Below are 24,688 nucleotides of genomic sequence, written 5' to 3' on the forward strand. Positions count from 1 at the left end.
AAGTTCTCATCAACGAGTGAAACTAAGGAAGATAATATAAACTATCTACTTTTCCATTATCAAAACACAAAACAGCGTCTCCTATAGTGATATTATGGTATTCATTAGGTTCTTTTTTATAGGTTGCCACTATTTCAGATAATGTTTTATCAAAAATAGACATATCATCTATAAACATACAGTAAGGAGATAAATATTTTTCTTTTCCAATAAATTTTTCTACCATTAAATAATGAATAGAAGTATTTTCATTAAAAGAAAACTCTATTTTGTAATTCAATGCATAAATGACATATAGCCGATGTTCACTTGAATAATCATCTGCTATATTTTTTACAACTTCTATAGCTGTTAAAGCTGTATTAATTCCACCTTTTTTGAAGAAATCACTTGACTTTATAGTATACATTAGTTTACATATTTATTTTCAATAATGTCATTAAAAACCTAATATCATTTTGGCAATAAAAAAGTAAATCAAGATACCTAAAACATCGTTGCTGGTAGTGATAAACGGACCCGTAGCAACCGCTGGGTCAATACCGCGCTTGTGGAGAAGTATCGGGATAAAAGTACCTATCACAGCAGCATTTACAATCACTGTAATGAGTGCTATGGCTACCGTAATACTTACCAAATACTCAGCTTGAAAAGCAAAATGGCTTACTAATATCACTATTCCTGCAATAGTTCCTCCGTTGATGAGTCCTAATAGAAATTCTTTGAGCAACCTCTTGATAAGTTCGCCGTCGATAGAATTATTTGCCAACCCTTGTACTATTATCGCCGATGATTGTACTCCCACATTTCCCGCAGTAGCTTGAATAAGCGGAATAAATATCAATAATATAGGGTAAATCATCATCGTATCCTGAAAACCATTGATAATACTCGCTGCACCTAATCCTCCGAACATTCCAATAAGTAACCAAGGCAAACGCGCTTTGGTAAGTTTCCATACACTATCGCTTGCCTCCACATCATTGGTAATACCTGCTGCCAACTGATAGTCTTTTTCAGCTTCTTCTTTTATCACGTCCACCACATCATCAATAGTGATGCGTCCCACAAGACGTTTCATCTCATCAACTACGGGAATTGCCTCTAAGTCATACTTACTCATTATGTGAGCTACCTCTTCGGCAGTATCAGTAACGTATACATAGTCTACTTTTGGAATATAAATGTCTTTCACTTCTGAACGTGTGGAAGTAGTAAGCAAATCTTTAAGTGAAAGTCGTCCTTTAAGCACATCATTATCATCTACTACATAAATAGAATGCACACGAGTAACGTGAGCCGCCTGTTCGCGCATTTCTTTTACGCATTTTAGCACATTCCAATTCTCATTTACCTTTACAAGTTCCTTCGCCATTAGTCCTCCCGCAGTATCTTCGCCATAACGAAGTAATTCTACGATGTCTTTGGCGTGTTCTACGTCTGTGATATGCGAAATAACCTCTGTTTTTCTATCTTCGGGCAGTTCAGAAATGATATCCACCGCATCATCGGTGTCTAACTCGATGATTTCATCGGCAATTTCTTTTGCAGAAAGGTTTTTTAAGATATTCTCACGATAATCATCGTCTAATTCTGTGAGTACATCTGATGTTTTCTCAGCATCAATTAAACGAATGATGTATACCCCCTCTTCAATATCCAATTCGTGAATGATTTCAGCTATATCGGCATAGTGCAAATCATTTAAGAGGGTTGTAAGTTCTTTATTTTGTTTTTCCTCAATGAGTTGATGGATTTTCTCAATGAGTTCATCTGTTATTTTAAAAGTTGTCATAGTTTTAAGACGTCAAATCGTTAGCTATCAAACTTGATTACTGATTTTTTTAGTAATAAAAACAAACTCTTGCCAAGGCAATTGCTCAGGACGTTTATCAAATATAGGGTCTTGCTTTAAATTCTCATCTGTAAGTAGTGGTTTTAGGCTGTTGCGAAGGGTTTTTCGCCGTTGATTGAAAGCCGTTTTCACTACGGTAAAGAATAATCCTTCATCACAATCTAAATGGAAGTCAGCTTTGCGTACTAATCGTATTACACCACTCTTTACTTTGGGCGGAGGATTAAAAACACTCTCCGAAACTGTGAATAAATAGCTCGTTTCATAAAAAGCTTGTACTAAAACTGACAAAATTCCATACGTTTTACTGCCTTCGTGCTCGCATATACGTTCGGCAACCTCTTTCTGAAACATTCCACTAAACTCAGGAACGTATTCTCGCAGTTCAAGTAGTTTAAAAACGATTTGAGTAGAGATATTATAAGGAAAATTACCTATAATGGCAAATGGTTCGGCTAAATAACCCGCTACATCATATTTCAAAAAGTCATCGGCAATTATTTTTCCTCTTAATGCAGGATAATTTGCCTCCAAATAAACTACCGATTCCTTATCGATTTCCACTATGTGCACATCAATACCTTTTTTGAGCAAAAACTGAGTAAGTACGCCCATTCCAGCTCCTATTTCTACTACTTTTTTATAGTTTTTTAGCGATAATGTATCAGCTATTTTCTGTGCAATGTTCAAATCTTTTAAGAAATGTTGTCCTAAATGCTTTTTTGCTTTTACTAATTCCATTTATATACCTTTCAGCGAGGCTTTTAGTTGTTCTTTTGCAGAAGTATCGACTTTATTTCCTCATAATGGTCAGTTCCTACCAAAAACACTTTCTTTCTGTCCTTAGACACTATCCTGATTGCCTTATTATGTTTCGTATTATAGATGATACCTGCCGAAGTATACCGTATCCCAATGCCATAATACCAAGGAATATCAATGAGTTGAATAGTAGAGACGTCCATTTCTTGAAAATTCATTCGCCTATTCAAAAAACCGATACCAAATGAAGCTACAATACCATAATCATCAATTACAGTAGTAAGTTTATAGAATACAGCTACTAAAATAACCACTAATAATAGAATTATTGCCCAACCTCCTTTGTTTTGATAGCCTGAAAAAGCTATAATCCCTACAAAAAGAGCTAAAAAAGACAGTAATATATAAGAAAATTGTGTTTCTTTAAATTCTACAGCTGTTTTCATAATATTATTCTTTTGTGCAATTTAAAAATACACAGAAGCCACACCCTAAAATCTAATAAAAATTTATAAACAAGAAAAAGAACAAATTCTTAACTTTGGTGGCGGGTGGGCTTCTGTGCTAAAATGTTTATATTATTGCATTACAACTAACTCTTTACGAGTTTACCAATGCTTTCAAGCAGTTGCGGACGGTCAAAAAGGGCTATCTTAGCTACTTCGTAAAATTCCTTCACCCATTTGTTCATCGCCTCAAAGGCTTTGTTCTTATCCTGAGTGGCTTGTTGGTCGATACCACGCAATTTCACGTATTGCGCACGGAGTTCTTCCACTTTCGCAATGGCTGAAAGCTGTTCATCGGCGACAGCTTCGGTAAGTTTGAACCTGTCGAGCGCTGCTCGCTGGGTAGTAGTGGCTTTAATGCCCTCGTAAAGCTTTTTCGTGGTGGCTAAACCTTCCAGATAATCGCGTGACATCGTTCCTTTTAACCCAAATGATACCAGCGCTTCGGGAGATGCTTTTAACGCTACTTTTGCGACCTTGCGATGTTCTTTATATTTGTCGCTCATCGCTTTATAAGCCTTTTCAAACAAGGCTCTTTTCTCTACCGTTTGGCTTGTTTTTGCCAAATTATCGTTATAAGCGGCTTGTGCTTTGTCATAAAGCGCTTTACCCACTTTCATAGCCTCTTCATTGTATTGATATTCCTCTAACTGAGCTTTCAATTCGGCTATTTCACTGTAATTGGTAAATAACAAACGTCTGTTTTCAAGTGTTTTTAATTCTGTGCTCTTTTCCTTCATAATATTACATATTTTAAAAGGTCTATAAATTAGTTGAAAAATGTTAAATCATTATGATTTACATTCATTTTTATACCGCAAAAATCCTGCCAAATAACATTGTACAAATTATTGTTTTTGCTTGTAGAAAAGCATTCTTTGTAAACTTCTCATATTAATTTAAAATAAGACGATAAGCTGTTACACTACTTTCGTTTATAGTTACAGTGAGTTATTTTGACATTACAACACGCTTTTTACTTATTACTTAGTTTCGTTATCTTGTTACTTTGTTATCTTTTAAGTTTACTTTCTTTTGTTTTTAAGTTGCTACACTTTCTTTTGGTGTTACAAAGGGTTAAAATGCTCTATCAGTTTCTTACTTTCCGGAGTAACAAGATAGCTAAGGTAAGGAAAATAAGGTTAGGCAATAGGACAGCCATCAAAGGTGATAATCCCCCTGAGGTTTGGGCAAGGGTTCCAAACACACGGTCGAAGAATACAAAGCTAAAACCTACGACTACTCCCACCATTAAGTTGATTCCCATTCCTCCGCGCTTTTTCACCGATGAAACAGCCACGCCGATAAGCGTAAGGATAAAGGCAGTACTTATAGCACCCCAACGGCGGTATTTTACCAATAGATACATATTTAAATTGGGTGAACCTTTCATCTTTTCGCGTTCAATGAACTTGTTTAGCTCAAACAAGTTCTTATTTTCCGCTGTATATTCCATCGGCATTAGGTCATCAGGCTTGAAATTGAATATCGTGTCTAACTGGTCGCGTTTCACTATCACATCGTCGTCCTCCCCTATCTTTCTTTTGGAGTAATTGGTAAGCCGATAAGTTTTCGTGCTGTCTATCCACTGAATCGTTTCGGCATTTATCTTTTCCGTCATCTTAATACCATTAAAATGTTCTACTGAAAAGTTATACCCGCGTTTGTCTTGGTAGTTAAACGAGCTTACATAAAGGTAATCGTTGTCAGAAAACTGATTGTAGAGGTCTGAAACGCTTTCCACCTTCGAAGAACGTATATACTTATTCCAAAAATCATTATACACAGTGCTGGCAGCGGGTACAATAAACATTCCCATAAAAAACACTATCACCGAAATGATACTCGCACCCACAATATACGGACGCAAAAAACGCATATACGATACACCTGAGCTCTGGATAGCGATTATCTCGGTATTATTGGCTAACTTTGATGTAAACCAGATGATAGAGAGGAATAGCAAGATGGGAAACAATATATTGGCAAAATAAACGATAAAACTGAGGTAATACCACAGTATTTCGTTCATCGGGGCGCCCTTTTGCATCATCTTATCTACTTTTTCAGATAAATCTACAATAATTCCGATAGGAATAAAGAGAATTATCATCATAAAAAAGGTAAGAAGATAGCGTTTTAAGATGTACCAGTCGAGTATTTTCATTTTTTTGTTTTTTTTATAAACGATTTGACATATCAGCAACCATTTTTGTCTTCCACGTAAGGAAAGTACCCGCTACAATTTGTCGGCGAGCTTCCCTCACAAGCCATAAATAGAAACCAAGATTGTGAATTGAAGCGATTTGTTTGCCCAAAAACTCGTTAGCAGCGAATAAATGACGTAAATAGGCTTTCGTGTAATAGGTATCTACGTAAGTATGTCCGTCAAGATCTATGGGCGAGAAATCATCTTCCCATTTTTTGTTTTTAATATTGATAATTCCTTTTGCAGTAAAGAGCATTCCGTTGCGAGCATTGCGCGTGGGCATTACACAATCCATCATATCCACTCCCAAAGCAATATTTTCCAATATATTAACGGGTGTACCCACTCCCATAAGGTATCGAGGCTTGTTTTTGGGGAGAATATCGCATACAAGTTCGGTTATTTCATACATTTGTTCTACGGGTTCGCCTACTGATAGCCCCCCGATAGCGTTTCCGTCGGCATTTTTGCTTGCAATATATTCGGCAGACTGTGTACGAAGGTCTTTATAGACTGACCCTTGTACTATCGGGAATAAACTTTGATGATAACCGTATTTAGGAGGTACTTTTTCGAGGTGAGCAATGCATCTATCGAGCCACCTATGTGTGAGATGCATTGAACGTTTTGCATAACCGTATTCACAAGGGTAAGGCGTGCATTCATCAAAAGCCATCATAATATCAGCACCTATACTGCGCTCTATTTCCATTACTTTTTCGGGTGAAAAAACGTGAAAAGAGCCATCGATATGGCTTTTGAACTTTACACCTTCTTCTTTTATCTTTCGGTTAGCAGCCAATGAATATACTTGATAACCACCGCTATCGGTAAGTATGTTTCTATCCCAATTAATAAACTTATGTAAGCCTCCTGCTTTTTCCAAAATGGTTGTTTGAGGTCGTAAATAGAGGTGATAGGTGTTCCCCAAGATGATATCGGCATTAATATCGTCTTTCAGTTCGCGTTGGTGCACTCCTTTCACGCTTCCCACCGTTCCCACAGGCATAAAAATGGGGGTTTCAATCACGCCGTGGCTGGTAGTAATCTTCCCAGCACGTGCTTTAGTATGTTCGTCTGTTTTTAGTATTTCAAAATCCATAGTTGAAACATTTTCGGGCGCAAAGGTAGGGAAGAATTAGCAAATTAGCAAATTAGAAAAGTTAGCAAATAGACTAATATCTCTTTCAGAATAACTGAGTAAAGGCGTAAATAGCCAAACCGACTAATCCGCCTACCAAAGTGCCATTGATACGGATAAATTGAAGGTCTTTACCTACTTCCAATTCAAGTTTTTCGCTCAATTCGCGTCCCTCCCAGTTCTCCACCGTATGATTGATGAGTTTCCCCACTTCTTCTTTGTTTTTTAGCACAAACTGATAGGCAGTTTTCTGTACCCAAGCGTCTATTTGATGCTGCAACTGGGCATTTTGGCGGAGTTCATCGGTGAGGCGCTCCGTAGCGGTGCGCAATAGCTTTGCAAGGTGTTGTTCCCACTCAGGAGTATTGAGTTTTTCGGCAAATTCATACAATTGCACTGTAATTTCAGCCCTGATAGGGTGTGTTTCATCTTCCGATGCTTTTACAACTAACTGATAGAGCCCATTGCTTACCTTCCGAGTAATTGTATCTTTAATAAACGATGGGACAAGAGGAGGAAATTGGCCGTCAATTTCGTGTTGCATCAGCTCTTGATGTTCGGCGAGGTAAGTAGCTACCTTTTCAAAAGCTTTTCGAAGGAATTTCTGATGTTTATTCTCGTCTAAAAAAGTGGTGAGAACTTCGCTTGCTTTTGCATTGAGAGGTATTTTTCTTACAAAAGTTTCTATCTGGTGAGGAGTACTTTCTTTCGAGAGCCACTCAACTATAAATGATGATACTTTAATATCGGTAATGTAAGGACGTATCTGTTTAGGTTTAAGAAAGTTCTCCACGACGAAATCACCTAAATTCTCCCCGATGTCATTCTTTCTTTCCTCAATGAGGTTAGTATGTGGAATGTTTAATCCTAATGGTTTATGAAAGAGCGCTGTTACTGCAAACCAATCGGCAAGCGCTCCTACCATAGCGGCTTCGGAAAAAGCCTTTATATAACCTATAAAAGTGAGTTCGGGAGCTTTTTTATGCCATACCACCATTGTCATATAAATGATGAGCATCAAAACAAAGAGCCCCGTAGCTATATTCTTGTGGTGTTGTAGTTTTTGGCGCTTGGAACTGTTCATAAATTATCAGCTTTTCAGGTGCAAAGATACGAAGAAAAGTGTGAAAAATAAAAAAGTTGAGTATATAAATTGTCAGATAGTAATTATTGCCTATCTTTGCATCAGTTTATTCTAAATAGTAGTATTTTAAAACTTGTAATAAAGATGATAAAAAAGCACTTTTTAAAAACATTAGCCATAGGAATAATTGCTTTACTTACTCTTTCATTTGTACAGCAAGCAACTGTTAAAAAATACAAATGCCTCATACAACTCACCAATTACAAGGGTGAAGGAGCCTACATAGTAGTTTCACTCATCAATCCCGAAGGTAAATATGAGCAAACACTACAAATTCTTGGAGATGATCCTGAATGGTACGACGATCTTACTCAATGGTGGAAGTTTTATGGCAAACGCCAGACAATTGATGGGATTACAGGAGCTACCATTAGCGGAGGAGAACGCGCTGTAAAGATACTTACAATTGATGATAGTAAACTGAACAAGGGCTACAAAATACGTTTTGAGACTGCCGTTGAAGATGAATATTACTATGCTAAAGATGCTGAAGTAGAATTTAAAACCGAGAGCCTTAACACTAAAGTTGAAGGTAAAGGATATATCCGTTATGTGAGATTAATGCCTAACGATTGACAATCTCCTTAAAGAAATTATGAGTAAAGAAATTATTTTAGACCGGTTATGGGCATTAGAAGACTCTCCTTATAGAGATTTTACAGCGAATTTGATTCCCACTGTGGAGAAATCCCGTATTATAGGGGTTAGAACACCTGCAATGCGAGCGTTGGCTAAAGAATTAGTAAAGCATTACCCCACTGAGGCAATGTCTTTTTTAGAAGAGTTACCTCATTATTATTATGAGGAGAATAATCTACACGGTTTTATCATTGAACAGCTAAAAGATTTTGATAAAGCGATGCAATATACAGAGGGGTTTCTCCCTTATATTGATAATTGGGCTACGTGTGATACTTTTGCTCCTAAAATCTTCTTGAAATACCCCGAAGAGACATTAAAACACATCAAACAATGGATTACAAGCAAAGAAACCTATACAGTACGTTACGGAATTGGCTTGTTATTGTCTAATTATTTAGATGCTCTTTTTAAGGAAGAATACTTAACCTGGGTAGCGAAAATTACCTCAGATGAATATTACATAAATATGATGATAGCGTGGTACTTTGCTACTGCTTTAACAAAACAATATGAAGCAACAATCCCTTACATAGAATCAAAAACACTTTCTCCTTTTGTTCAAAATAAGAGTATACAAAAAGCAAGAGAAAGCCGTCGTATTTCCGAAGATACTAAAAAATATTTGTTACAGTTTAAACTCTAATCTTATTCTTCTCTTTCAAAAAAACTAAATACACTCCCTCCATATTTCTTCGCTTGTGAGAAAAATGGCTGTTCTGATAAATCTGTTTTAGACGAATGTTCAATAATGAGCATTCCATTTTCAGTAAGTAAGTTTTGATTGAAGACAATATCGGCAATAGTAACAAACTTTTCAATCGGGAAATCATACGGAGGGTCAGCAAAGATAACATCAAACTGCTGAGTAGTACGTTTTAAATATTCATATACATCGGCTTTAAGTGCTGTAATAGGGTAGACTAATTCACGTGCTATTTTATTGATAAATTGCACACAACCGTTATGGTTATCAACTGATAATACTGAGGGGCAACCTCTACTGGCAAACTCATAGCTAATATTTCCTGTTCCTGCAAAAAGGTCGAGTACAGAAAGTTCTTCAAAATAATAATAGTTATTGAGTATATTAAAAAGAGCTTCCTTCGCAAAATCGGTAGTAGGGCGAACTGGCAATTTATTAGGTGCTATAAGCTGTTTCCCTTTATTCTTCCCTGATATTATTCTCATAAAGATTAACCTTTTTATTGAACAGTTTCCCTCACTGTTAAACTCTGCATTACCTCGTTCATAGCTTCTTGGATAAAGGATAAACTCATTAATTATTCTTCCACTTCTTTCATCGTATGGTACACCTGTTGCACGTCCTCATCTTCCTCTATCTTCTCGAGAAGTTTCTCCACATCGGCTTGTTCTTCAGGGGTAAGTTCTTTCGTTACTTGTGGAATACGCTCAAAGCCTGACGATAAGATTTCTATGTTACGGCTTTCTAACTCTTTTTGGATAGCTCCAAAGCTCTCAAAAGGCGCATAGATGAGGATACCGTCTTCGTCTACAAACACCTCTTCTGCCCCGAAGTCTATCATTTCGAGTTCCAACTCTTCGGGGTCTATCCCATTGCCATTAATACGGAAGTTACAAGTGTGGTCGAACATAAACTCCACTGACCCCGATGTGCCTAAAGTACCATTACACTTGTTAAAATAACTGCGGATATTAGCTACGGTACGGTTGTTATTGTCGGTTGCCGTTTCTATGAGTACAGCAATACCGTGAGGAGCATAACCTTCAAAAAGGACTTCTTTATAGTTTGCAGTATCTTTTTCAGTTGCTTTTTTAATGGCGCGCTCAATATTTTCTTTAGGCATATTGGCGGCTTTGGCATTCTGTATCACGGCACGCAAACGCGAGTTACTCTCAGGGTGAGGACCTCCTTCTTTCACTGCCATTACGATGTCTTTCCCTAAACGGGTAAATGTTTTTGCCATTGCTGCCCAACGCTTAAATTTACGGGCTTTTCTAAATTCAAATGCTCTTCCCATTTTTATTTTAGTTATTAGTTATTAGTTTGTTATCTGTCTGTTCTGTTGTCTTAATCAAAATTTGGTTATTCACAAAGTGTAAAGGTGTCTCAGGAAAGTCAAGATGAGTAAGGCGTTTCATCTCATTAAACACCTTGCAATCATTATCGAGTTTTAATCCTTTCACTTTCGTCTGTTTCACTGAAATCACATTGGCATAAAGAAAATTGCCTTTGCGGTCAATCTTAATATCAAGCAAAGGAGCAATACCATTAACTCCTTGCAGATTAAAATGTCCATAAGTATTGAAATTTCCCATACTATAAGCGATAAACTTCCTATTGTACACTTCCACCGCGCGGGTAACGTGAGGCCCGTGCCCCAATACAATATCGGCACCTGCGTCTATTACCGAGTGCGCAAACTTATACACATTCCCCCTATTTTCACCGAAGAAAAACTCATCAGCTCTCGGCACGTGTGTATTTTTAGAGCCTTCAGCGCCTCCGTGGAAAGAAACAATGAGGATATCCGCCTGTGGGCGCAATTCCTTTACCAAATTGGTAGCCTGCTCTATGTTGTTTATCGATAGCATATTGCTATTGGGCGAAAAAGCACAAAAACCGTACTTTATGCCTTCTTTCTCAAATACAACCGACTTTTTTTCTACTGGCCCTGCGTGGTATATACCCACCTTATCGAGTATTTTAGCCGTATTGCGCCGTCCTTTTTCACCAAAGTCATTGGTGTGATTATTAGCGGTGCTCATCAGGTTAAAACCTGCTTCCTTAATGATTTTCCCATAGCGGTTGGGCATACGGAAAACATAGCAAGGACTCTCTTCTGTACCCTTGCACTTCTCCAAATCGCCACTCTTGCACTTCTCCGAATCGCCACTATCGAGTATCGCTCCTTCTAAATTTCCGAACACAATATCACCTTTCAGATAGGGTTTTACGTATTTAAAACTGTTCACCGCATCGTCCTTAGGCAAATAACCAGCAGGAAAACCCGAGCCTATCATCACATCGCCAACAGCTACTATGGTAAGCGTATCTTTGGTACGAACGAGTAAGGTATCAACAGTAGTATGCGCCAAACTATCTATTTGAGCTGTAGCATATCCACTAAAACTTAATGCTATTAACAATAAGAATCTCTGCATCTTATCCTTTATTTTTCGGCAATCACATCAATTCCTCCTTTTACGGTCTGATTGAGTTGTACATTTATTTTCGTCCCCAAAGGCAAATACACGTCTACACGCGACCCGAATTTGATAAATCCAGCATCTTCGCCTTGTACCACTGTTTCACCGACTTTGGCATAATTCACAATGCGTTTAGCCAATGCTCCCGCTATTTGTCGGTATAACACTTCACCGAACACAGGGTTATCTACCACTATGGTAGTACGTTCATTCTCTTCCGAAGCCTTAGGGTGCCACGCCACCAAATACTTTCCCGGGTGATACTCGCTATAAGTAACCTTTCCGCCTAAAGCATAACGAGTTACGTGCACATTCACAGGTGACATAAAAATCGATACCTGCAAACGTTTATCTTTAAAATATTCTTTCTCAAACACTTCTTCTATCACCACCACCTTACCGTCTACAGGAGCGATAATATGCTGGTCATTTTTAGGCGTAATGCGTTTAGGATTTCTAAAGAACTGCAATATAGCTATCAAAAATAAAAAAGCTACTATCTGTATAAGCTTCTTAAGCCACGGTATATCAACAAAATAATGTGCTATAAGCGATATACCTATCACGGCGAATAGCGTAATGAGAATAATCTTAAAACCTTCCTTGTGAAACATTGTATGCAATTATTTTAGGGTGCAAAGATACGAAAGAATTAACAAATTGCAACGCACAATAAATATTTTTCAACCATAATTCTTGGTCTTCCCTATTTTTTTACTACTTTTGCCCTCTGACATTAAAACTTTAATAACTATTGCATTTTTTTTGGCATATCGGCAATTTTAACATTTTTTCCTCAATGTCGAAAATTGAAGTTTTTACCAATTGAAATACAGCTTAATAAGACGTTAGCTTCGGCTTACCTTCGTCTTAGGTTCGTCTTTCCTTCGTCTTAGCTTCGCTCTAACACCATCTAAACAGCAGAGTAGCTGTAACTCTTATTTAACTGATTAATAAATATTTAATATTTTTCATAGCAATAAAGATAAAGAAGTGTTTTAATCATTTTTTTTGAAGAAAATGCACGGTTTTTATATATTTTAACATTTTTTTCTCAGTTTTCTAATCAGTACTCTACTTAAATAAATAATACTGATAATCAATTATATTTAATGAATTACATAGAATACACTTTTACTATTGCCCCTATGGGGGTTGCTTCTGAAATATTAGTTGCCGAACTCGCCGAAGTAGGCTTCGAGAGCTTTGTAGATACCGAAACCGGTTTGCAGGCTTATATACAAGAACCCTTTTGGAATGCTAATATACTCTCTGATATACAGATACTTCACAGCGAGGAGTTCCAAATTACCTACACACATCAAACTATTGAACAGGTGAATTGGAATGAGGAATGGGAAAAACACTTCGAGCCTATCACCGTAGACGATAAGTGTACTGTACGTGCTACCTTTCACCCCGAAGCACATACCCCTTATGAAATTGTTATCGACCCTAAGATGAGTTTCGGTACTGGTCATCACGAAACTACTTATATGATGTTGCAATTCCTTTTAAAAGAGGAACTCAAAGGCAAAAAGGTGCTCGATATGGGTTGTGGCACAAGCGTACTCGCTATTATGGCAGCCAAACGCGGTGCTACCGAGGTACTCGCTATTGATGTAGACGAATGGTGTGTGGAGAACTCTATAGAAAATGTAGAACGCAATGGCTGTAAGCACATCAAAGTACAGTTGGGCGATGCTTCTTCACTGGCTAATGAAAAAGACTTCGACCTTATTATTGCGAATATCAACCGCAATATTCTCTTAAACGATATACCGCAGTATGTGCCAGCCCTCAAAGCTGGAGGCAATCTCTTGCTCAGTGGTTTTTACAAGGAAGATATACCTCTTATCCGCAAAAAAGCGGAAGCATACGGTTTGCAATACATCAAGAACTTAGAACGCAACAACTGGGTAGCAGTAAAATTCAAAAAACAAGCCTAATGAGTACTTTCGCCAATAGAATTATCAACTTCAACACACATTTAGAGTACAACCAATCCTTGCCTAAGGGTTTTGATGTGCTGAATCCTTATATGGATAACCCTGAAACTATGGAGGTAATGCGTGCTTTTTATCACAAATTCTACAACGATAACCGCCAGCGGAAATTCATTATAGGTATCAATCCCAGCCGACACGGGGCAGGAGTTACAGGCGTTCCTTTTACTGATACCAAGCGATTAAAAAGCGAGTGTGGCATTACAATGAAGTCGGCACATACTCACGAAGTATCATCTGTTTTTATGTATGATATGATAAAAGCATACGGTGGAGTCACTAAGTTCTACAATGATTTTTATATAAACTCTCCTTTTCCTTTGGCTATTGTGCGAAAAGCCTCAGACGGCAAATGGCTCAATGCTAATTATTACGATGAAGAGGTGCTGTTCAAATCACTAAAAGACTATATGATAGAAACTTTAAAAAAGCATATCGCCTTAGGAGTAGATACTCAAAAGGTGTTCGTATTAGGCAAAAAGAACGCTACTTTCTTACAAAAATTGAATAAAGAAGCTACTTTATTTGGTGAAATGGTAGTATTAGAGCATCCCCGATTTATCCAACAGTATAAATCAAAAGAAAAACAGCTGTATATCGATAAGTTTTTGACGAGTTTTGGAATATAGACAATGAAACAATACGATGTTTTGGTGATAGGTAGCGGACTTTCGGGGCTCTTTTCGGCTTTGCTCTTGGCTAAAGCAGGAAAGAGCGTGTGTGTATTGGAGAAAAACCAACAATATGGGGGTAACCTACAAACTTTTGTGCGCAATAATACGCTGTTTGATACAGGAGTGCATTACATAGGAAGTCTCGCAGAAGGTCAGGTACTATATGAGTATTTTAAAGATGTAGGTATTGCCACTCATCTTTCGGTAGAACGCCTTGATATAAACGGCTACGACCGCATTTGTTTTGGCGATACACCTAACGTGATGTATCCTCACGCTCAAGGTTATGAGAACTTTGTGCAACAACTCCTCTCCTATTTCCCCAATGAAAAGAAAGCCTTAGAAGCGTATGCTCACACAATGCAATCTATTTGCGATAAGTTTCCACTCTACCGCCATAAACAAGCCGTAGCCGATTACGATGTGCATACGCTTTCTTTAAAACTCTTAGATTTCCTCAACGGTATCACAACTAATGACCGACTCAAAGCAGTGCTCTTGGGCTCTAACTTTCTCTATGGAGGCGCTGATGAGCAGACACCTTTATACGTGCACGCGCTATCGGTCAATTCATATATAGAAAGCGCTTGGCGACTCACACAAGGGGGTAGCCAAATCACCAACTTACTCATTGAAAAATTGCGCCAATACGGTGCTGACCTTTTCAACCAAAGGGAGGTCATAGGCTTTGAATACAGTGAGGGGAATACTATCAACACAGTACTCACCAAGCAAGGAGAGCTGTTTGTTGCAAAACAAATCATCTCGGCTATAGATGTAAAGCAACTACTCAACATCACAGGTAAAACGCCTTTTAAGCCTTCTTTTTGCAAACGCGTGCAGGGCTTACAACCTACGGTTGCTGCCTTTTCATTGCATTTGGTACTCAAGCCAAATTCTTTTTGCTACTTGCCCTATAATGTGTATTGGTTTAAGGATAATAACAGTGTCTACCACGCTACTAATTACCCTACTAACAACTTCCCGATTTCGTATATGCTCTCTATGAATCCTCCAAAGGACAGCAGGGAGTATACTGATAATGTTACTATCCTCACCTATATGAACACTGATGAACTGCAACGCTGGCAAAATAGTTTTACGACCAACACCGAGGGCAACCCAAGAGGCAACCAGTATGAAGTTTTCAAAAGTCAGCGCGCTATAGATTTATTAGATGTAGTTGCTCAACAATTTCCTACACTCAAAAGTGCTATTACTCATTACTACACCTCTACCCCACTCACTTACCGCGATTATATAGGAAACCCTACGGGAGCATTGTACGGCTACAAAAAAAACGCTAACCATATAATGGAAAGCGTTTTTATGCCACAAACTCACATCAAGAATTTGTATGTTACAGGGCAGAGTGTTGCAATGCACGGATTAGTAGGTGTTACTATCAGTGCGGTGCTCACCTACCAAATTTTGATGCGGTCTTCAGGTTTTTTATAAAGTTTATCACCTTCTTTTACATCAAAGGCTTTATACCAAGCATCTACATTCACAAGCGGACCGAATGAACGGAAATATCCTGGGCTATGAGGGTCGGTTTTTACTTGATTTGTAAGGTATTTATCAGTCGAAAGCGTACGCCATACGGTACCCCAAGAGATAAAGAAACGTTGTTCTTGAGTGAAATTGCTTATTTTACCTACATTACCTTTATCTTTTAAGTACATTTGCAAAGCATCAAAAGCGATGTTCACCCCACCGAGGTCAGCTATGTTTTCACCACTGGTGAAAGTACCATTTACAAATACACCTTTTACAGGTTCGTATTGGTCGTATTGTTTAGCAAGGGCTTTGGTAGCGTTCTCAAAGTTCTTTTTATCTTCAGGAGTCCACCAATTTTTTAGATTACCATCGCCGTCAAATTCAGCGCCACTATCGTCAAATCCGTGTGTCATTTCGTGACCTATTACAGCACCAATACCACCGAAGTTCACCGCAGGGTCGGCTTCGAAATTGAAGAAAGGAGGTTGTAAGATAGCCGCAGGGAAAACGATTTCATTATACAATGGATTGTAATACGCATTCACTGTTTGGGGCGACATACCCCATTTAGTTTTATCTACAGGCTTGCCTACTTTTTCCAAACTCTTTTGGTAAGCCCATTCACTCACGCGTTGCAAGTTAGCAAAATACACCGTTTTAGCAGCCGGTTCAATGGTCAGTTTAGAGTAATCTTCCCATTTATCAGGGTAACCTACTTTCACAGTAAATTTATTCAGTTTTGCCAAAGCCTTTTCCTTAGTAGCATCTGACATCCAAGTTACATCTTTGATGTGTTGTGCAAAACTCTTTTTGAGATAGTCTACCAAAGTAACCATTTCTTCTTTAGCTTTAGGTGGAAAATACTTTTCTACATACAATTTACCAAAGGCTTCACCCAAAATACCATTGATAACGCTTAGCGCGCGTTTGTTCATTGGACGTTGTTCTTGTTGTCCTTGCAACTCCTTGTTGTAGAAGTTAAAAGAAAGCTCATCGAGTTCTTTGGTAAGGTTGCTCGCATTATCAGCTACTAATTGATATTTGAGGTAATCTTTGATAAGAGGCAAGTTCTTTTCGTTGATAAACTTATCGTATTGTTTGTACAAACGAATTTCAGAAACAACTACTTTATCAGTGTTCACCCCTACGTTTTTAAGAAACTGAGGTAGATTGAGATTCTTCACTAATTTGCTGAGCTCAGCCATTGTTTGAGGGTTGTAGCTAAGGTTAGGATTGCGATCTTCCTCATTGGTGAGCATCAATTTGGCTACCGAGCGTTCAAAATCTACCATTTGTTTAGCTTTTTCAGCAGCTTTGTCGTCTTTAAGAACTTTGAAGATAGCCTTTACATAATCTTGATACTTTTGTAAAGCCTCAGTATTCTCCTTGTTGTCTTTTTGATAGTAATCGCGCCCCATACCGATGCTAAAGTTGCCGAGATACACAGTATTCATATTAGAATCCTTCATATCGGCATATACCCCCCAAGCACAGATAGGGTTTTCGCCCTCACGAGTTACCTCTTCCAAATACTTTTGAAGGTCTGTGAGGTTTTTAATAGCCTCAATCTTATTCAAATAACCTTCAATAGGTTTAAGTCCTTCGGCATCACGCTTTTTCCAATCGATAAACGATTCGTAGAGGTCTTTTATTTTCTGACCTTCAGTACCTTTAGCGAAGTTTTCCTTGAGGAGGTTATCCAAGATGAGCAAGCAATTCTCATCGGTTTTCTCGCGTAGGATATGGAAAGAGCCCCACGTAGGTTTATCAGCTGGTATTTTGGCAGTTTTAGCCCAAGTGCCGTTCACATAGTTGTAAAAATCATCTTGCGGACGTACCGTAGTGTCCATTTCAGCAAGAGCAATCCCCTTGTCTGCATTTTTGTCTGTCATTGCATTTTCTGATTTTTTGTTATTTCCGCCACAGGCAACCATTAGCCCTACCAACGAAAACAACAGTGCGGTTTTTACTGTTTTTCTCATCATCTTGTATAATGTTTTTGTTTAATGAAGCAAAGGTAAAAAATAATTAACAATTAGCAAAGAAGGATGAAGAATTTTAACATAAAAAACTTTGCTAAGCCTTACGAAAAGCTTAGCAAAGAATGGGATAAAGAAAGGTTTATAGTTTGCTTATTTCCTTCCTCAGTTCATTTATTTTTTGTCTCTTTTCATCCATTTTTTGTTTCCGTTCATCCATTTTCTGTTTCCGTTCATCCATTTTCTGTTTCCGTTCATTTAATCTCTGCTGGTAAAGGTCGGCGCGTTGTTTGTGAAGATAAAAAAAATTTTCTTGGAAGCGGTTCATTGCTTTTTTTTCCAAATCATAAACCCGTTTTATTTGTTTTTGGGTGAGAAACTTACTATACTTGGCGTAGTAATTTTTCCTGAGGTCAAGTATCCTTTGGCTATGTTCAAACTGTTCTTGTATGGCCTTCTTTGCCTGATCTTCAGTTATCATATCTGCTGGGGTATCAGTCCTTTTTTCAGAACGAAGTGCCCATAATTCTTTTTGATACTGACAAAAAGTTTCAATGAACTGTTTGGATGCGACATCGCTCAAAGCAAGTTCATTAGCAATTTGTTTGGCTTGTGCAATAGCCAATTCTTCACGTGATAAATGCTGTTTATCAGTACTTTGAGCTGACAGAGCTCCTCTAAAAGCTATTGTTACAATAGCTAACAGAAATAGTTTTAAAAAATTGTTTTTCATACGTTTGTTGTTTTTACTCGTTAATAAATACGTCGTCTTCAAAGACTGTGATGATATAATTTTGGTCTTCTTCACTGAGCTTACTAAAAGCTTGTTCAACATCCGAAATAGTAGTGTGCTGTTCAAAAAACACATTTTTTACGATAAAAAACAAAGCAATAGTTGCTGCTATAGCGAGAGTAACCTTGAAGGTTATCAACCTAAAATTTTTCTTAGGCTTGGAGGATATAGGTTGATGATTTTTTACTTTTTCCAAAATAGTATCTTCTATTTGTTCAAAAAAATCATCAGGCACTGTATAAGGCATTTTTTTACCTATTTTGCTAAAATTAAAATCTGTTTTCATAGTTGTTAATCGTGGGTTTTCATATATTCTACAATTTTATTTTTGGCATTATGATAATTAGCCTTTACGTTTGCTATGGTTGAGTTGGTTATTTGGGCTATTTCATTATAATTTAACTCGTCGTAATAACGAAGATTGAATGCCAATTGCTGTTTTGTAGGCAATGATAAGATGGCTTTCTGCAATTTCACGCTTTCTAAATCGGTGTAATCAACATAGTTAGCACTCATTATACTATTGACATATATTTCCAAGCTATCTAACGAGAGTTGTTCCTCTTTTCTTCGGCTTAAAAGGCGTAAGGCTTCATTAGTAGCAATCTTGTAAATCCAAGCTCTAAAAGAATCTTTACTTTTGAATGTATTAAATGACCGGAACACTCGTATAAAGGTTTCTTGTACGGCATCTTGTGCATCTTCGTGCTCAACTACAATTCGCCGAATATGCCAATATATTACTTTTTTGTATTTATTCATCAGCAATCGGAATCCGTTTTCAGGGTGCTCGTTCATCGCAACTATTATGGTTTTATCATCTATTATCATTGCGATAACTGTTTTTTAGTTCGTATTTTCAATAGATTTATTTAAACAAACGTTCTGTAATAAAGACCTACTAAATGAGTAAAAGTAAAATTGATAGGTGATTTTTTTTCTGTAAATCAATAAAAAAGCTTTGCTAAACCTTGTAAGAGTTTTTAGCAAAGCCTTCTGTAGAAAAGATTTTATCTTATATAATTTGATAGTCCTATTATATTATAATATTTGATGGTCCTATCGTACTAATTTCTTATACTTAATACGAGTAGGTGTTACTTCTTTGCCAAGTCGTTTTTTCTTATTCTCTTCATACTCTGAAAAGCTACCTTCAAAGAAATACACTTGTGAGTCACCTTCAAAAGCTAAGATATGAGTACAAATACGGTCTAAAAACCAACGGTCGTGTGAAATTACTACTGCACAACCTGCAAAGTTCTCTAAACCTTCTTCTAAGGCGCGAAGAGTATTTACGTCTAAATCATTAGTAGGCTCGTCTAACAGCAATACGTTACCCTCTTCTTTAAGAGTCATTGCCAAGTGTAAACGGTTGCGTTCTCCTCCTGAAAGAGTGGCTACTTTTTTATTTTGTTCGCTACCACCAAAGTTAAATCTACTGAGATAAGCACGAGAGTTCACTTGTCTACCCCCCATCATAATGAGATCTTGTCCACCAGAGAAATTCTCCCATATAGACTTCTCGGGGTCTATCTGTTTATGAGTTTGATCTACATAAGCTATCTTCACCGTGTCACCTACCAGAAACTCACCACTATCGGGCTGTTCTTCACCCATTATCATACGGAAGATAGTAGATTTACCTGCTCCATTAGGACCTATCACTCCTACTATTCCTGCTTGAGGAAGCACAAAGTTTAAATCATCATAGAGTAGTTTATCACCAAAAGCTTTGGCTACGTGACGTGCTTCTATTACATTAGTTCCTAAACGAGGTCCGTTGGGGATATATATTTCTAACTTTTCTTCTAATTGTTTTTGGTCTTCATTGAGCAGACGGTCATAGTTCTGCAAACGTGCTTTTTGTTTAGCTTGACGTCCTTTAGCTCCTTGACGTACCCATTCGAGCTCACGCTCCAATACTTTCTGACGTTTGTTTTCAGTTTTCTGTTCTTGAGCCAAACGTTTAGCTTTTTGGTCGAGCCAAGAGGAGTAGTTACCCTTCCAAGGAATACCTTCTCCACGATCGAGCTCTAATATCCAACCCGCTACATTGTCTAAAAAATAACGGTCGTGAGTAACGGCTATGACTGTACCTGCATACTGTTGCAAATGCTGTTCTAACCACAATACCGATTCTGCATCGAGGTGGTTAGTTGGCTCGTCGAGTAACAAAACATCGGGTTGTTGCAAGAGCAGACGGCAGAGTGCTACCCTACGGCGTTCTCCTCCCGAAAGCACTTTGATAGGCGTATCGGGCTCAGGGGTACGGAGGGCTTCCATCGCTACTTCTAACTGATTGTCGAGTTCCCAAGCATTTAAGGCATCTATCTTATCTTGTAACTCGGCTTGCTTATCCATCAGCTTTTGCATCTTATCGGGGTCAGAATAGTTTTCCTCGAGCCCAAAAAGGTCGTTGATATGATTGAATTCCTCTAAGAGCTTTACAGTTTCGGCTACTCCTTCGCGTACAACTTCAATAACAGTTTTATCATCATCAAGATGAGGTTCTTGTTCGAGATAGCCTACGGTATAATTAGGAGCAAATACTACTTCTCCTTGATAGTTTTTATCTATTCCTGCAATAATTTTTAGCAGAGAGGATTTACCAGAGCCATTAAGCCCTAAAATACCAATTTTGGCTCCATAGAAGAAACTTAGGTAAATATCTTTGAGTACCTGTTTATTAGTAGATGAATAGGTTTTGCTTACCTTATTCATCGAAAAGATTATCTTTTTATCGTCAGCCATTATTTCATTTATTTAGAAAATATCAATATCTCCCTTCCCTTCTCGTAGCACCACAGGAGCATCTCCTGAAAGGTCTATAACTGTGGAAGCCACATTATCGCCATAACCTCCATCAATCACCAAATCTACTTTGTTTTGCCATTTCTCGAAAATAAGTTCTGGATCGGTGGTATATTCTATCACATCATCTTCATCATAAATAGAGGTAGATACAATAGGGTTCCCTAATTTCTCTACAATTGTACGAGCTATTAAATTATCGGGGACACGAATACCCACTGTTTTTTTCTTCTTAAAATCTTTAGGCAAATTATTATTACCTTGCATAATGAAAGTATAAGGACCAGGTAACGTACGTTTCAACAACTTAAAAGTACTTGTATCTATTTGTTTTACGTAATCTGATAGGTTCTTTAAATCAGAACATACAAAAGAGAAGTTTGCTTTTTCGAGCTTTACCCCTTTGATACGTGCAATCTTTTCAAGAGCTTTAGTGTTAGTAATATCACAGCCCAATCCGTAAACTGTGTCGGTAGGATAAATAATCAATCCTCCACGGCGAAGGACTTCTACTACCCTACTTATATCTTTTTCATTGGGATTTTCGTTATATAGTTTTATAAACTCAGCCATTTTTCAATGATTAACAGTTAGTAATTAATTCGTATAGTGGTAAATTTGCAGTAAGAGATAAGCTTTTCGTCTTGATTTGTTACTTTTATTTCCCATAACTGGAGCGTTCTACCTGCATTCACGCATATTGCCTTAGCATAGAGTGTATCTCCTACCCTACCTGCTCGCACGTGATTAGCACTTAGTTCTATACCTCGTATCTGCTCTCCTTCTTCTCGATAGAGCAAATAAGCTCCTAAACTCCCTGCAGTTTCTGCCAGCGCAAGTGTAGCCCCCCCGTGAAGAACCCCGTCTATCTGAGTAACGCGTTCGGTAACTGGCATACTAAGAGTAATAGTACTTTCAGTAATTTCAGCAATTTCCATTTGCCAATCACGCATTAAATTATTAGGAGGTAGTGTTTCCCACAGTTGTCGCAAGGTTTCTTTATTCATATGATTTGGTAAAAACTTTAAGAGTTTACAAAAGTATAAGCGGTGATTTCCTAAGGATTCATTTCTTTTGCTTTAATTTTATCCAATAAAGTGCGATATTCATCAGCTAAATAAAACTGAGTGCCAATAGCATCAAAAATAGCATCTTGTGTAAGTACCCATTGCGGTACTTCGTCAGGTATTTTACCATCATTGCTATCAAAATAGTCTTGGCGCCACTGTTTACTATCGTAATAAGCTACCAACTGGTCATACTCAGGTTGGATTGCTTTCCATTCTTCCAATACTTCTTGAGCTTTGGTAAGAGTATTTTCTAATTTAGCAAGAATGTCGTTCATCTTGCTAATATTCTCATATCGTTTGTTCATAGCTAATTCAAAAAAAAGTTAGTTTATTGTTTTAATTAATGCTATCGTATTCGATGATAAACACTTCTTCGTCGTCGTGTTTGAGATAGTATATTTCACGTCCTAACTTCTCTTTACCTTCTTCGGTGTAAAGAGATTGAAGTTCTTTTTTATCTTTTTCAATCTCCCTTTTAAGGAACTGTTTTTGCTTATTGAGTTTTTCTCTTTCTTTATTGAGTTCGTGATGAGTTAATATAGAATTAGCATCAAAGAAAGTCATCCATATTATAAAAAAGAATAATATGGCAAGATATAGTTTATAACCCTTCAATAAAGATAGATATTCAAGTAACTTTTTCATTATTTTTGAAATATACGGTTATGCACTATTGTTTTAATGATATCAATAGCTACTTTATTGCGCTTATTATTAGGAATAATGATATCGGCGAATTCTTTAGCAGGTTCAATAAACTCTAAATGCATAGGTTTTAAGGTGGTTTGATAGCGATTGAGTACTTCATTCACATCACGACCTCTCTCGGTTGTATCGCGTTTGATACGACGTATAAGTCGTTCATCAGAATCGGCGTGTACAAATATTTTAATATCAAAAAGCTCACGGATATCGGGGTGTGCAAAGATAAGAATACCTTCTACAATTACTACTTTGGTAGGTTTAACTAAAATGGTTTCGTTAGTACGGTTGTGTTCTACGAATGAATAAGTAGGACTTTGAATATCTTTTCCTTCTCTTAATGCTAATAAATGTTCTTTAAGCAAATCAAAATCGATAGAGTTGGGATGATCAAAATTGATTTTGGTGCGGTCAGAAAAGCTAAGATAACTCAAATCTTTATAGTAAGAATCTTGTGAAATAACGGTAACTTCCTCGCCTGAGAGTTCTTTAATAATTTGATTAACAACAGTTGTTTTACCACAACCTGTTCCTCCTGTAATTCCTATGATAAGCATCTTTGATGTATTTTGGGGCAAAAGTATAAAATACTACTCAATTGACAAAGTAAAACTTAAAAATCGTCAATGAGAAGTTCTTTTAGTGATTGGTCTTTACATACTACAGCAACAAGTGTGCGTTCTTATAAAGTTTGCGCAGTTCATCTCGTACTTCCATTAGGGCAAACCCCAAGAGATTCTTACCACGCCACGAAGCGATGTTGAACGCTTTTTCGTTATCTTTACCTAAACCAATACCCCAAATGGTGTCTAACGGACTGGCTTCTACTAATATCTTATCACCCGTAGATAAAAGAAAATCCATCATTGCTTGGTTTTGGGTAAATTTATAGTAATTGCCATTAAGTACAATACTGTATTTCACCTTATCCCATACGGCAGGGTCGAAATTGCGCACCTTTCTACCTAAAGATTTTATCAGCTTAGGATCGGTAGTGTTCATTATTTCCTTTTCTACTTCTTCATCGTCAAACAAACGAGCTTTTTCAGCCATCATATACTGTTCAGTACACGAATATTCATCGGCATTTACATTAAAAGGCGAAAGTTGCCATTGTGAAAAACAGGATTCATCTATGGTATCGGCATTAGGTTTCCAAAAGAAGAGAAACTTGAGTTTTTTAGGAGAGTTAAGAAAGGTTTCTTTGGAATATTTACACATTCCCTTAGGTTGCCAAAAGGAAATACTTCCAAAGTAATAATCCTCTTCATTATCAACAATATCTTGAGATAATTTACCGTCATTATTAATCATTTTCCAATTGTTGTGATGCCAAAAAACAGGATAAGGAAAAAGCTTTTGATACTCTTGTTGCTGTTTAGATGTAAGCGTGTCGTACCAATCCCAAAAATGGTAACGGTACTCTTCGCCATAGCCCATACGCCAGCCCATCGTAAATTCAGAAAGTTCAGGATATTTAATCCACTGCGGAGTCATATAATCCATAATTGAATAATTAATCATTAACAATGGGACAAAGATAGTAAATAATTAGATAATTAGCAAATGCACTGTTAATATCATAGTGCGAGCTACACAGACAGTCGTAGCACGAGAGGCAATCATAGCACTATGTACGGGTAATAAAAAGACGGTGCGAGCCACACGGGTAGACGAACAAAAGACGAACAAAAGACGAACAAAA

At 37.4% G+C, this 24,688-nt stretch carries 28 protein-coding genes; 5 read left to right on the top strand and 23 right to left on the bottom strand.

All coding sequences use genetic code 11. From position 1 onward, the window contains the following. Window positions 1–22: 22 nt before the first annotated feature. The 8 genes from HMPREF9072_RS06175 to HMPREF9072_RS06210 all read right to left on the bottom strand — a co-directional run bounded on the left by HMPREF9072_RS06175 (window position 23) and on the right by HMPREF9072_RS06210 (window position 7,557). Window positions 23–409: a hypothetical protein gene (locus HMPREF9072_RS06175; RefSeq protein ID WP_009750534.1), complete on the bottom strand. Its 387-nt coding sequence runs from the start codon at window positions 407–409 to the stop codon at window positions 23–25. A 30-nt stretch (window positions 410–439) separates the two neighbouring features. Beyond that, the gene (gene mgtE, locus HMPREF9072_RS06180; protein WP_009750535.1) at window positions 440–1,795 is read right to left on the bottom strand and encodes a magnesium transporter; all 1,356 of its coding nucleotides are present in this window, start codon (window positions 1,793–1,795) and stop codon (window positions 440–442) included. Window positions 1,796–1,822: 27 nt separating this feature from the next. Then, window positions 1,823–2,596 (bottom strand): 16S rRNA (adenine(1518)-N(6)/adenine(1519)-N(6))-dimethyltransferase RsmA, encoded by a 774-nt coding sequence (rsmA, locus tag HMPREF9072_RS06185; RefSeq protein WP_009750536.1) that lies wholly within the window; start codon window positions 2,594–2,596, stop codon window positions 1,823–1,825. Between the two features lie 23 nt (window positions 2,597–2,619). Beyond that, window positions 2,620–3,063 (bottom strand): hypothetical protein, encoded by a 444-nt coding sequence (locus HMPREF9072_RS06190; protein WP_009750537.1) that lies wholly within the window; start codon window positions 3,061–3,063, stop codon window positions 2,620–2,622. A gap of 146 nt (window positions 3,064–3,209) precedes the next feature. Then, window positions 3,210–3,863: a hypothetical protein gene (locus HMPREF9072_RS06195; protein WP_009750538.1), complete on the bottom strand. Its 654-nt coding sequence runs from the start codon at window positions 3,861–3,863 to the stop codon at window positions 3,210–3,212. A 350-nt stretch (window positions 3,864–4,213) separates the two neighbouring features. Continuing rightward, the gene (locus HMPREF9072_RS06200; protein WP_034566233.1) at window positions 4,214–5,290 is read right to left on the bottom strand and encodes an LptF/LptG family permease; all 1,077 of its coding nucleotides are present in this window, start codon (window positions 5,288–5,290) and stop codon (window positions 4,214–4,216) included. A 13-nt stretch (window positions 5,291–5,303) separates the two neighbouring features. Then, window positions 5,304–6,434, bottom strand: a complete 1,131-nt coding sequence (gene tgt, locus HMPREF9072_RS06205; protein WP_009750540.1) for a tRNA guanosine(34) transglycosylase Tgt — start codon at window positions 6,432–6,434, stop codon at window positions 5,304–5,306. An 85-nt stretch (window positions 6,435–6,519) separates the two neighbouring features. After that, window positions 6,520–7,557 carry a DUF445 domain-containing protein gene (locus tag HMPREF9072_RS06210; protein WP_009750541.1) on the bottom strand — a complete coding sequence of 346 codons (1,038 nt, stop codon included), beginning with the start codon at window positions 7,555–7,557 and terminating at the stop codon, window positions 6,520–6,522. Between the two features lie 144 nt (window positions 7,558–7,701). Here HMPREF9072_RS06210 and HMPREF9072_RS06215 point away from each other — a divergent pair, with 144 nt between their 5' ends. Together HMPREF9072_RS06215 and HMPREF9072_RS06220 are read left to right on the top strand one after the other, a co-directional pair. Further along, entirely contained in the window at window positions 7,702–8,193 is a 492-nt protein-coding gene (locus HMPREF9072_RS06215) for a DUF2271 domain-containing protein (protein ID WP_009750542.1), read from the top strand. A 19-nt stretch (window positions 8,194–8,212) separates the two neighbouring features. Next, the gene (locus HMPREF9072_RS06220; RefSeq protein ID WP_009750543.1) at window positions 8,213–8,902 is read left to right on the top strand and encodes a DNA alkylation repair protein; all 690 of its coding nucleotides are present in this window, start codon (window positions 8,213–8,215) and stop codon (window positions 8,900–8,902) included. 2 nt (window positions 8,903–8,904) lie between these two features. Here the strand turns inward: HMPREF9072_RS06220 and HMPREF9072_RS06225 are convergent, their stop codons facing one another. From HMPREF9072_RS06225 to HMPREF9072_RS06240, 4 genes are all read right to left on the bottom strand, one after another. Further along, a complete protein-coding gene (locus tag HMPREF9072_RS06225; protein WP_009750544.1) occupies window positions 8,905–9,447 on the bottom strand; it encodes an RsmD family RNA methyltransferase in 543 nt (180 codons plus the stop codon). Window positions 9,448–9,539: 92 nt separating this feature from the next. Next, window positions 9,540–10,259, bottom strand: a complete 720-nt coding sequence (locus HMPREF9072_RS06230) for a YebC/PmpR family DNA-binding transcriptional regulator (protein WP_009750545.1) — start codon at window positions 10,257–10,259, stop codon at window positions 9,540–9,542. A 7-nt stretch (window positions 10,260–10,266) separates the two neighbouring features. Beyond that, window positions 10,267–11,403: a CapA family protein gene (locus HMPREF9072_RS06235; protein ID WP_009750546.1), complete on the bottom strand. Its 1,137-nt coding sequence runs from the start codon at window positions 11,401–11,403 to the stop codon at window positions 10,267–10,269. An 8-nt stretch (window positions 11,404–11,411) separates the two neighbouring features. Further along, the gene (locus HMPREF9072_RS06240; RefSeq protein WP_009422183.1) at window positions 11,412–12,062 is read right to left on the bottom strand and encodes a phosphatidylserine decarboxylase family protein; all 651 of its coding nucleotides are present in this window, start codon (window positions 12,060–12,062) and stop codon (window positions 11,412–11,414) included. Between the two features lie 498 nt (window positions 12,063–12,560). Here HMPREF9072_RS06240 and prmA point away from each other — a divergent pair, with 498 nt between their 5' ends. From prmA to HMPREF9072_RS06255, 3 genes are read left to right on the top strand one after another with little or no spacing between them, the layout of a single operon-like run. After that, window positions 12,561–13,397 (top strand): 50S ribosomal protein L11 methyltransferase, encoded by an 837-nt coding sequence (gene prmA / locus HMPREF9072_RS06245; RefSeq protein WP_009750547.1) that lies wholly within the window; start codon window positions 12,561–12,563, stop codon window positions 13,395–13,397. After that, on the top strand, window positions 13,397–14,083 hold the full coding sequence (locus HMPREF9072_RS06250) for an SMUG2 DNA glycosylase family protein (RefSeq protein WP_009750548.1): 687 nt from the start codon (window positions 13,397–13,399) through the stop codon (window positions 14,081–14,083). Before prmA ends, HMPREF9072_RS06250 begins: the two co-directional genes overlap by 1 nt. Window positions 14,084–14,086: 3 nt before the next feature. After that, window positions 14,087–15,586: an NAD(P)/FAD-dependent oxidoreductase gene (locus HMPREF9072_RS06255; RefSeq protein ID WP_009750549.1), complete on the top strand. Its 1,500-nt coding sequence runs from the start codon at window positions 14,087–14,089 to the stop codon at window positions 15,584–15,586. Here HMPREF9072_RS06255 and HMPREF9072_RS06260 read toward each other — a convergent pair. From HMPREF9072_RS06260 to HMPREF9072_RS06310, 11 genes are all read right to left on the bottom strand, one after another. Continuing rightward, window positions 15,550–17,613 carry a M13 family metallopeptidase gene (locus HMPREF9072_RS06260; RefSeq protein WP_009750550.1) on the bottom strand — a complete coding sequence of 688 codons (2,064 nt, stop codon included), beginning with the start codon at window positions 17,611–17,613 and terminating at the stop codon, window positions 15,550–15,552. The genes HMPREF9072_RS06255 and HMPREF9072_RS06260 overlap by 37 nt on opposite strands. Window positions 17,614–17,749: 136 nt before the next feature. Then, window positions 17,750–18,340, bottom strand: a complete 591-nt coding sequence (locus HMPREF9072_RS06265) for a hypothetical protein (protein ID WP_009750551.1) — start codon at window positions 18,338–18,340, stop codon at window positions 17,750–17,752. Between the two features lie 13 nt (window positions 18,341–18,353). After that, window positions 18,354–18,686, bottom strand: coding sequence for a hypothetical protein (locus HMPREF9072_RS06270; protein WP_009750552.1), 333 nt, complete (start codon window positions 18,684–18,686; stop codon window positions 18,354–18,356). 5 nt (window positions 18,687–18,691) lie between these two features. Beyond that, complete coding sequence (locus HMPREF9072_RS06275; protein WP_009750553.1) at window positions 18,692–19,231, bottom strand: RNA polymerase sigma factor; 540 nt, start codon at window positions 19,229–19,231, stop codon at window positions 18,692–18,694. Window positions 19,232–19,459: 228 nt separating this feature from the next. Beyond that, entirely contained in the window at window positions 19,460–21,151 is a 1,692-nt protein-coding gene (gene ettA, locus HMPREF9072_RS06280; protein ID WP_002672152.1) for an energy-dependent translational throttle protein EttA, read from the bottom strand. A gap of 12 nt (window positions 21,152–21,163) precedes the next feature. Then, a complete protein-coding gene (locus tag HMPREF9072_RS06285; protein WP_009750554.1) occupies window positions 21,164–21,784 on the bottom strand; it encodes an L-threonylcarbamoyladenylate synthase in 621 nt (206 codons plus the stop codon). Between the two features lie 17 nt (window positions 21,785–21,801). Beyond that, window positions 21,802–22,218, bottom strand: a complete 417-nt coding sequence (locus HMPREF9072_RS06290; protein ID WP_009750555.1) for a PaaI family thioesterase — start codon at window positions 22,216–22,218, stop codon at window positions 21,802–21,804. Window positions 22,219–22,268: 50 nt separating this feature from the next. Then, complete coding sequence (locus tag HMPREF9072_RS06295) at window positions 22,269–22,586, bottom strand: DUF4298 domain-containing protein (RefSeq protein WP_002672205.1); 318 nt, start codon at window positions 22,584–22,586, stop codon at window positions 22,269–22,271. A 31-nt stretch (window positions 22,587–22,617) separates the two neighbouring features. After that, window positions 22,618–22,926 carry a septum formation initiator family protein gene (locus HMPREF9072_RS06300; RefSeq protein ID WP_002672207.1) on the bottom strand — a complete coding sequence of 103 codons (309 nt, stop codon included), beginning with the start codon at window positions 22,924–22,926 and terminating at the stop codon, window positions 22,618–22,620. Then, the gene (udk, locus tag HMPREF9072_RS06305) at window positions 22,926–23,540 is read right to left on the bottom strand and encodes a uridine kinase (RefSeq protein ID WP_002672209.1); all 615 of its coding nucleotides are present in this window, start codon (window positions 23,538–23,540) and stop codon (window positions 22,926–22,928) included. The genes HMPREF9072_RS06300 and udk overlap by 1 nt, the downstream gene beginning before the upstream one ends. A 103-nt stretch (window positions 23,541–23,643) precedes the next feature. Further along, window positions 23,644–24,489, bottom strand: a complete 846-nt coding sequence (locus HMPREF9072_RS06310; RefSeq protein WP_174250641.1) for an NADAR family protein — start codon at window positions 24,487–24,489, stop codon at window positions 23,644–23,646. Window positions 24,490–24,688 lie beyond the last annotated feature (199 nt).

This window comes from Capnocytophaga sp. oral taxon 324 str. F0483 (assembly GCF_000318315.2).
GTDB classification, from domain to species: Bacteria; Bacteroidota; Bacteroidia; order Flavobacteriales; family Flavobacteriaceae; genus Capnocytophaga; species Capnocytophaga ochracea.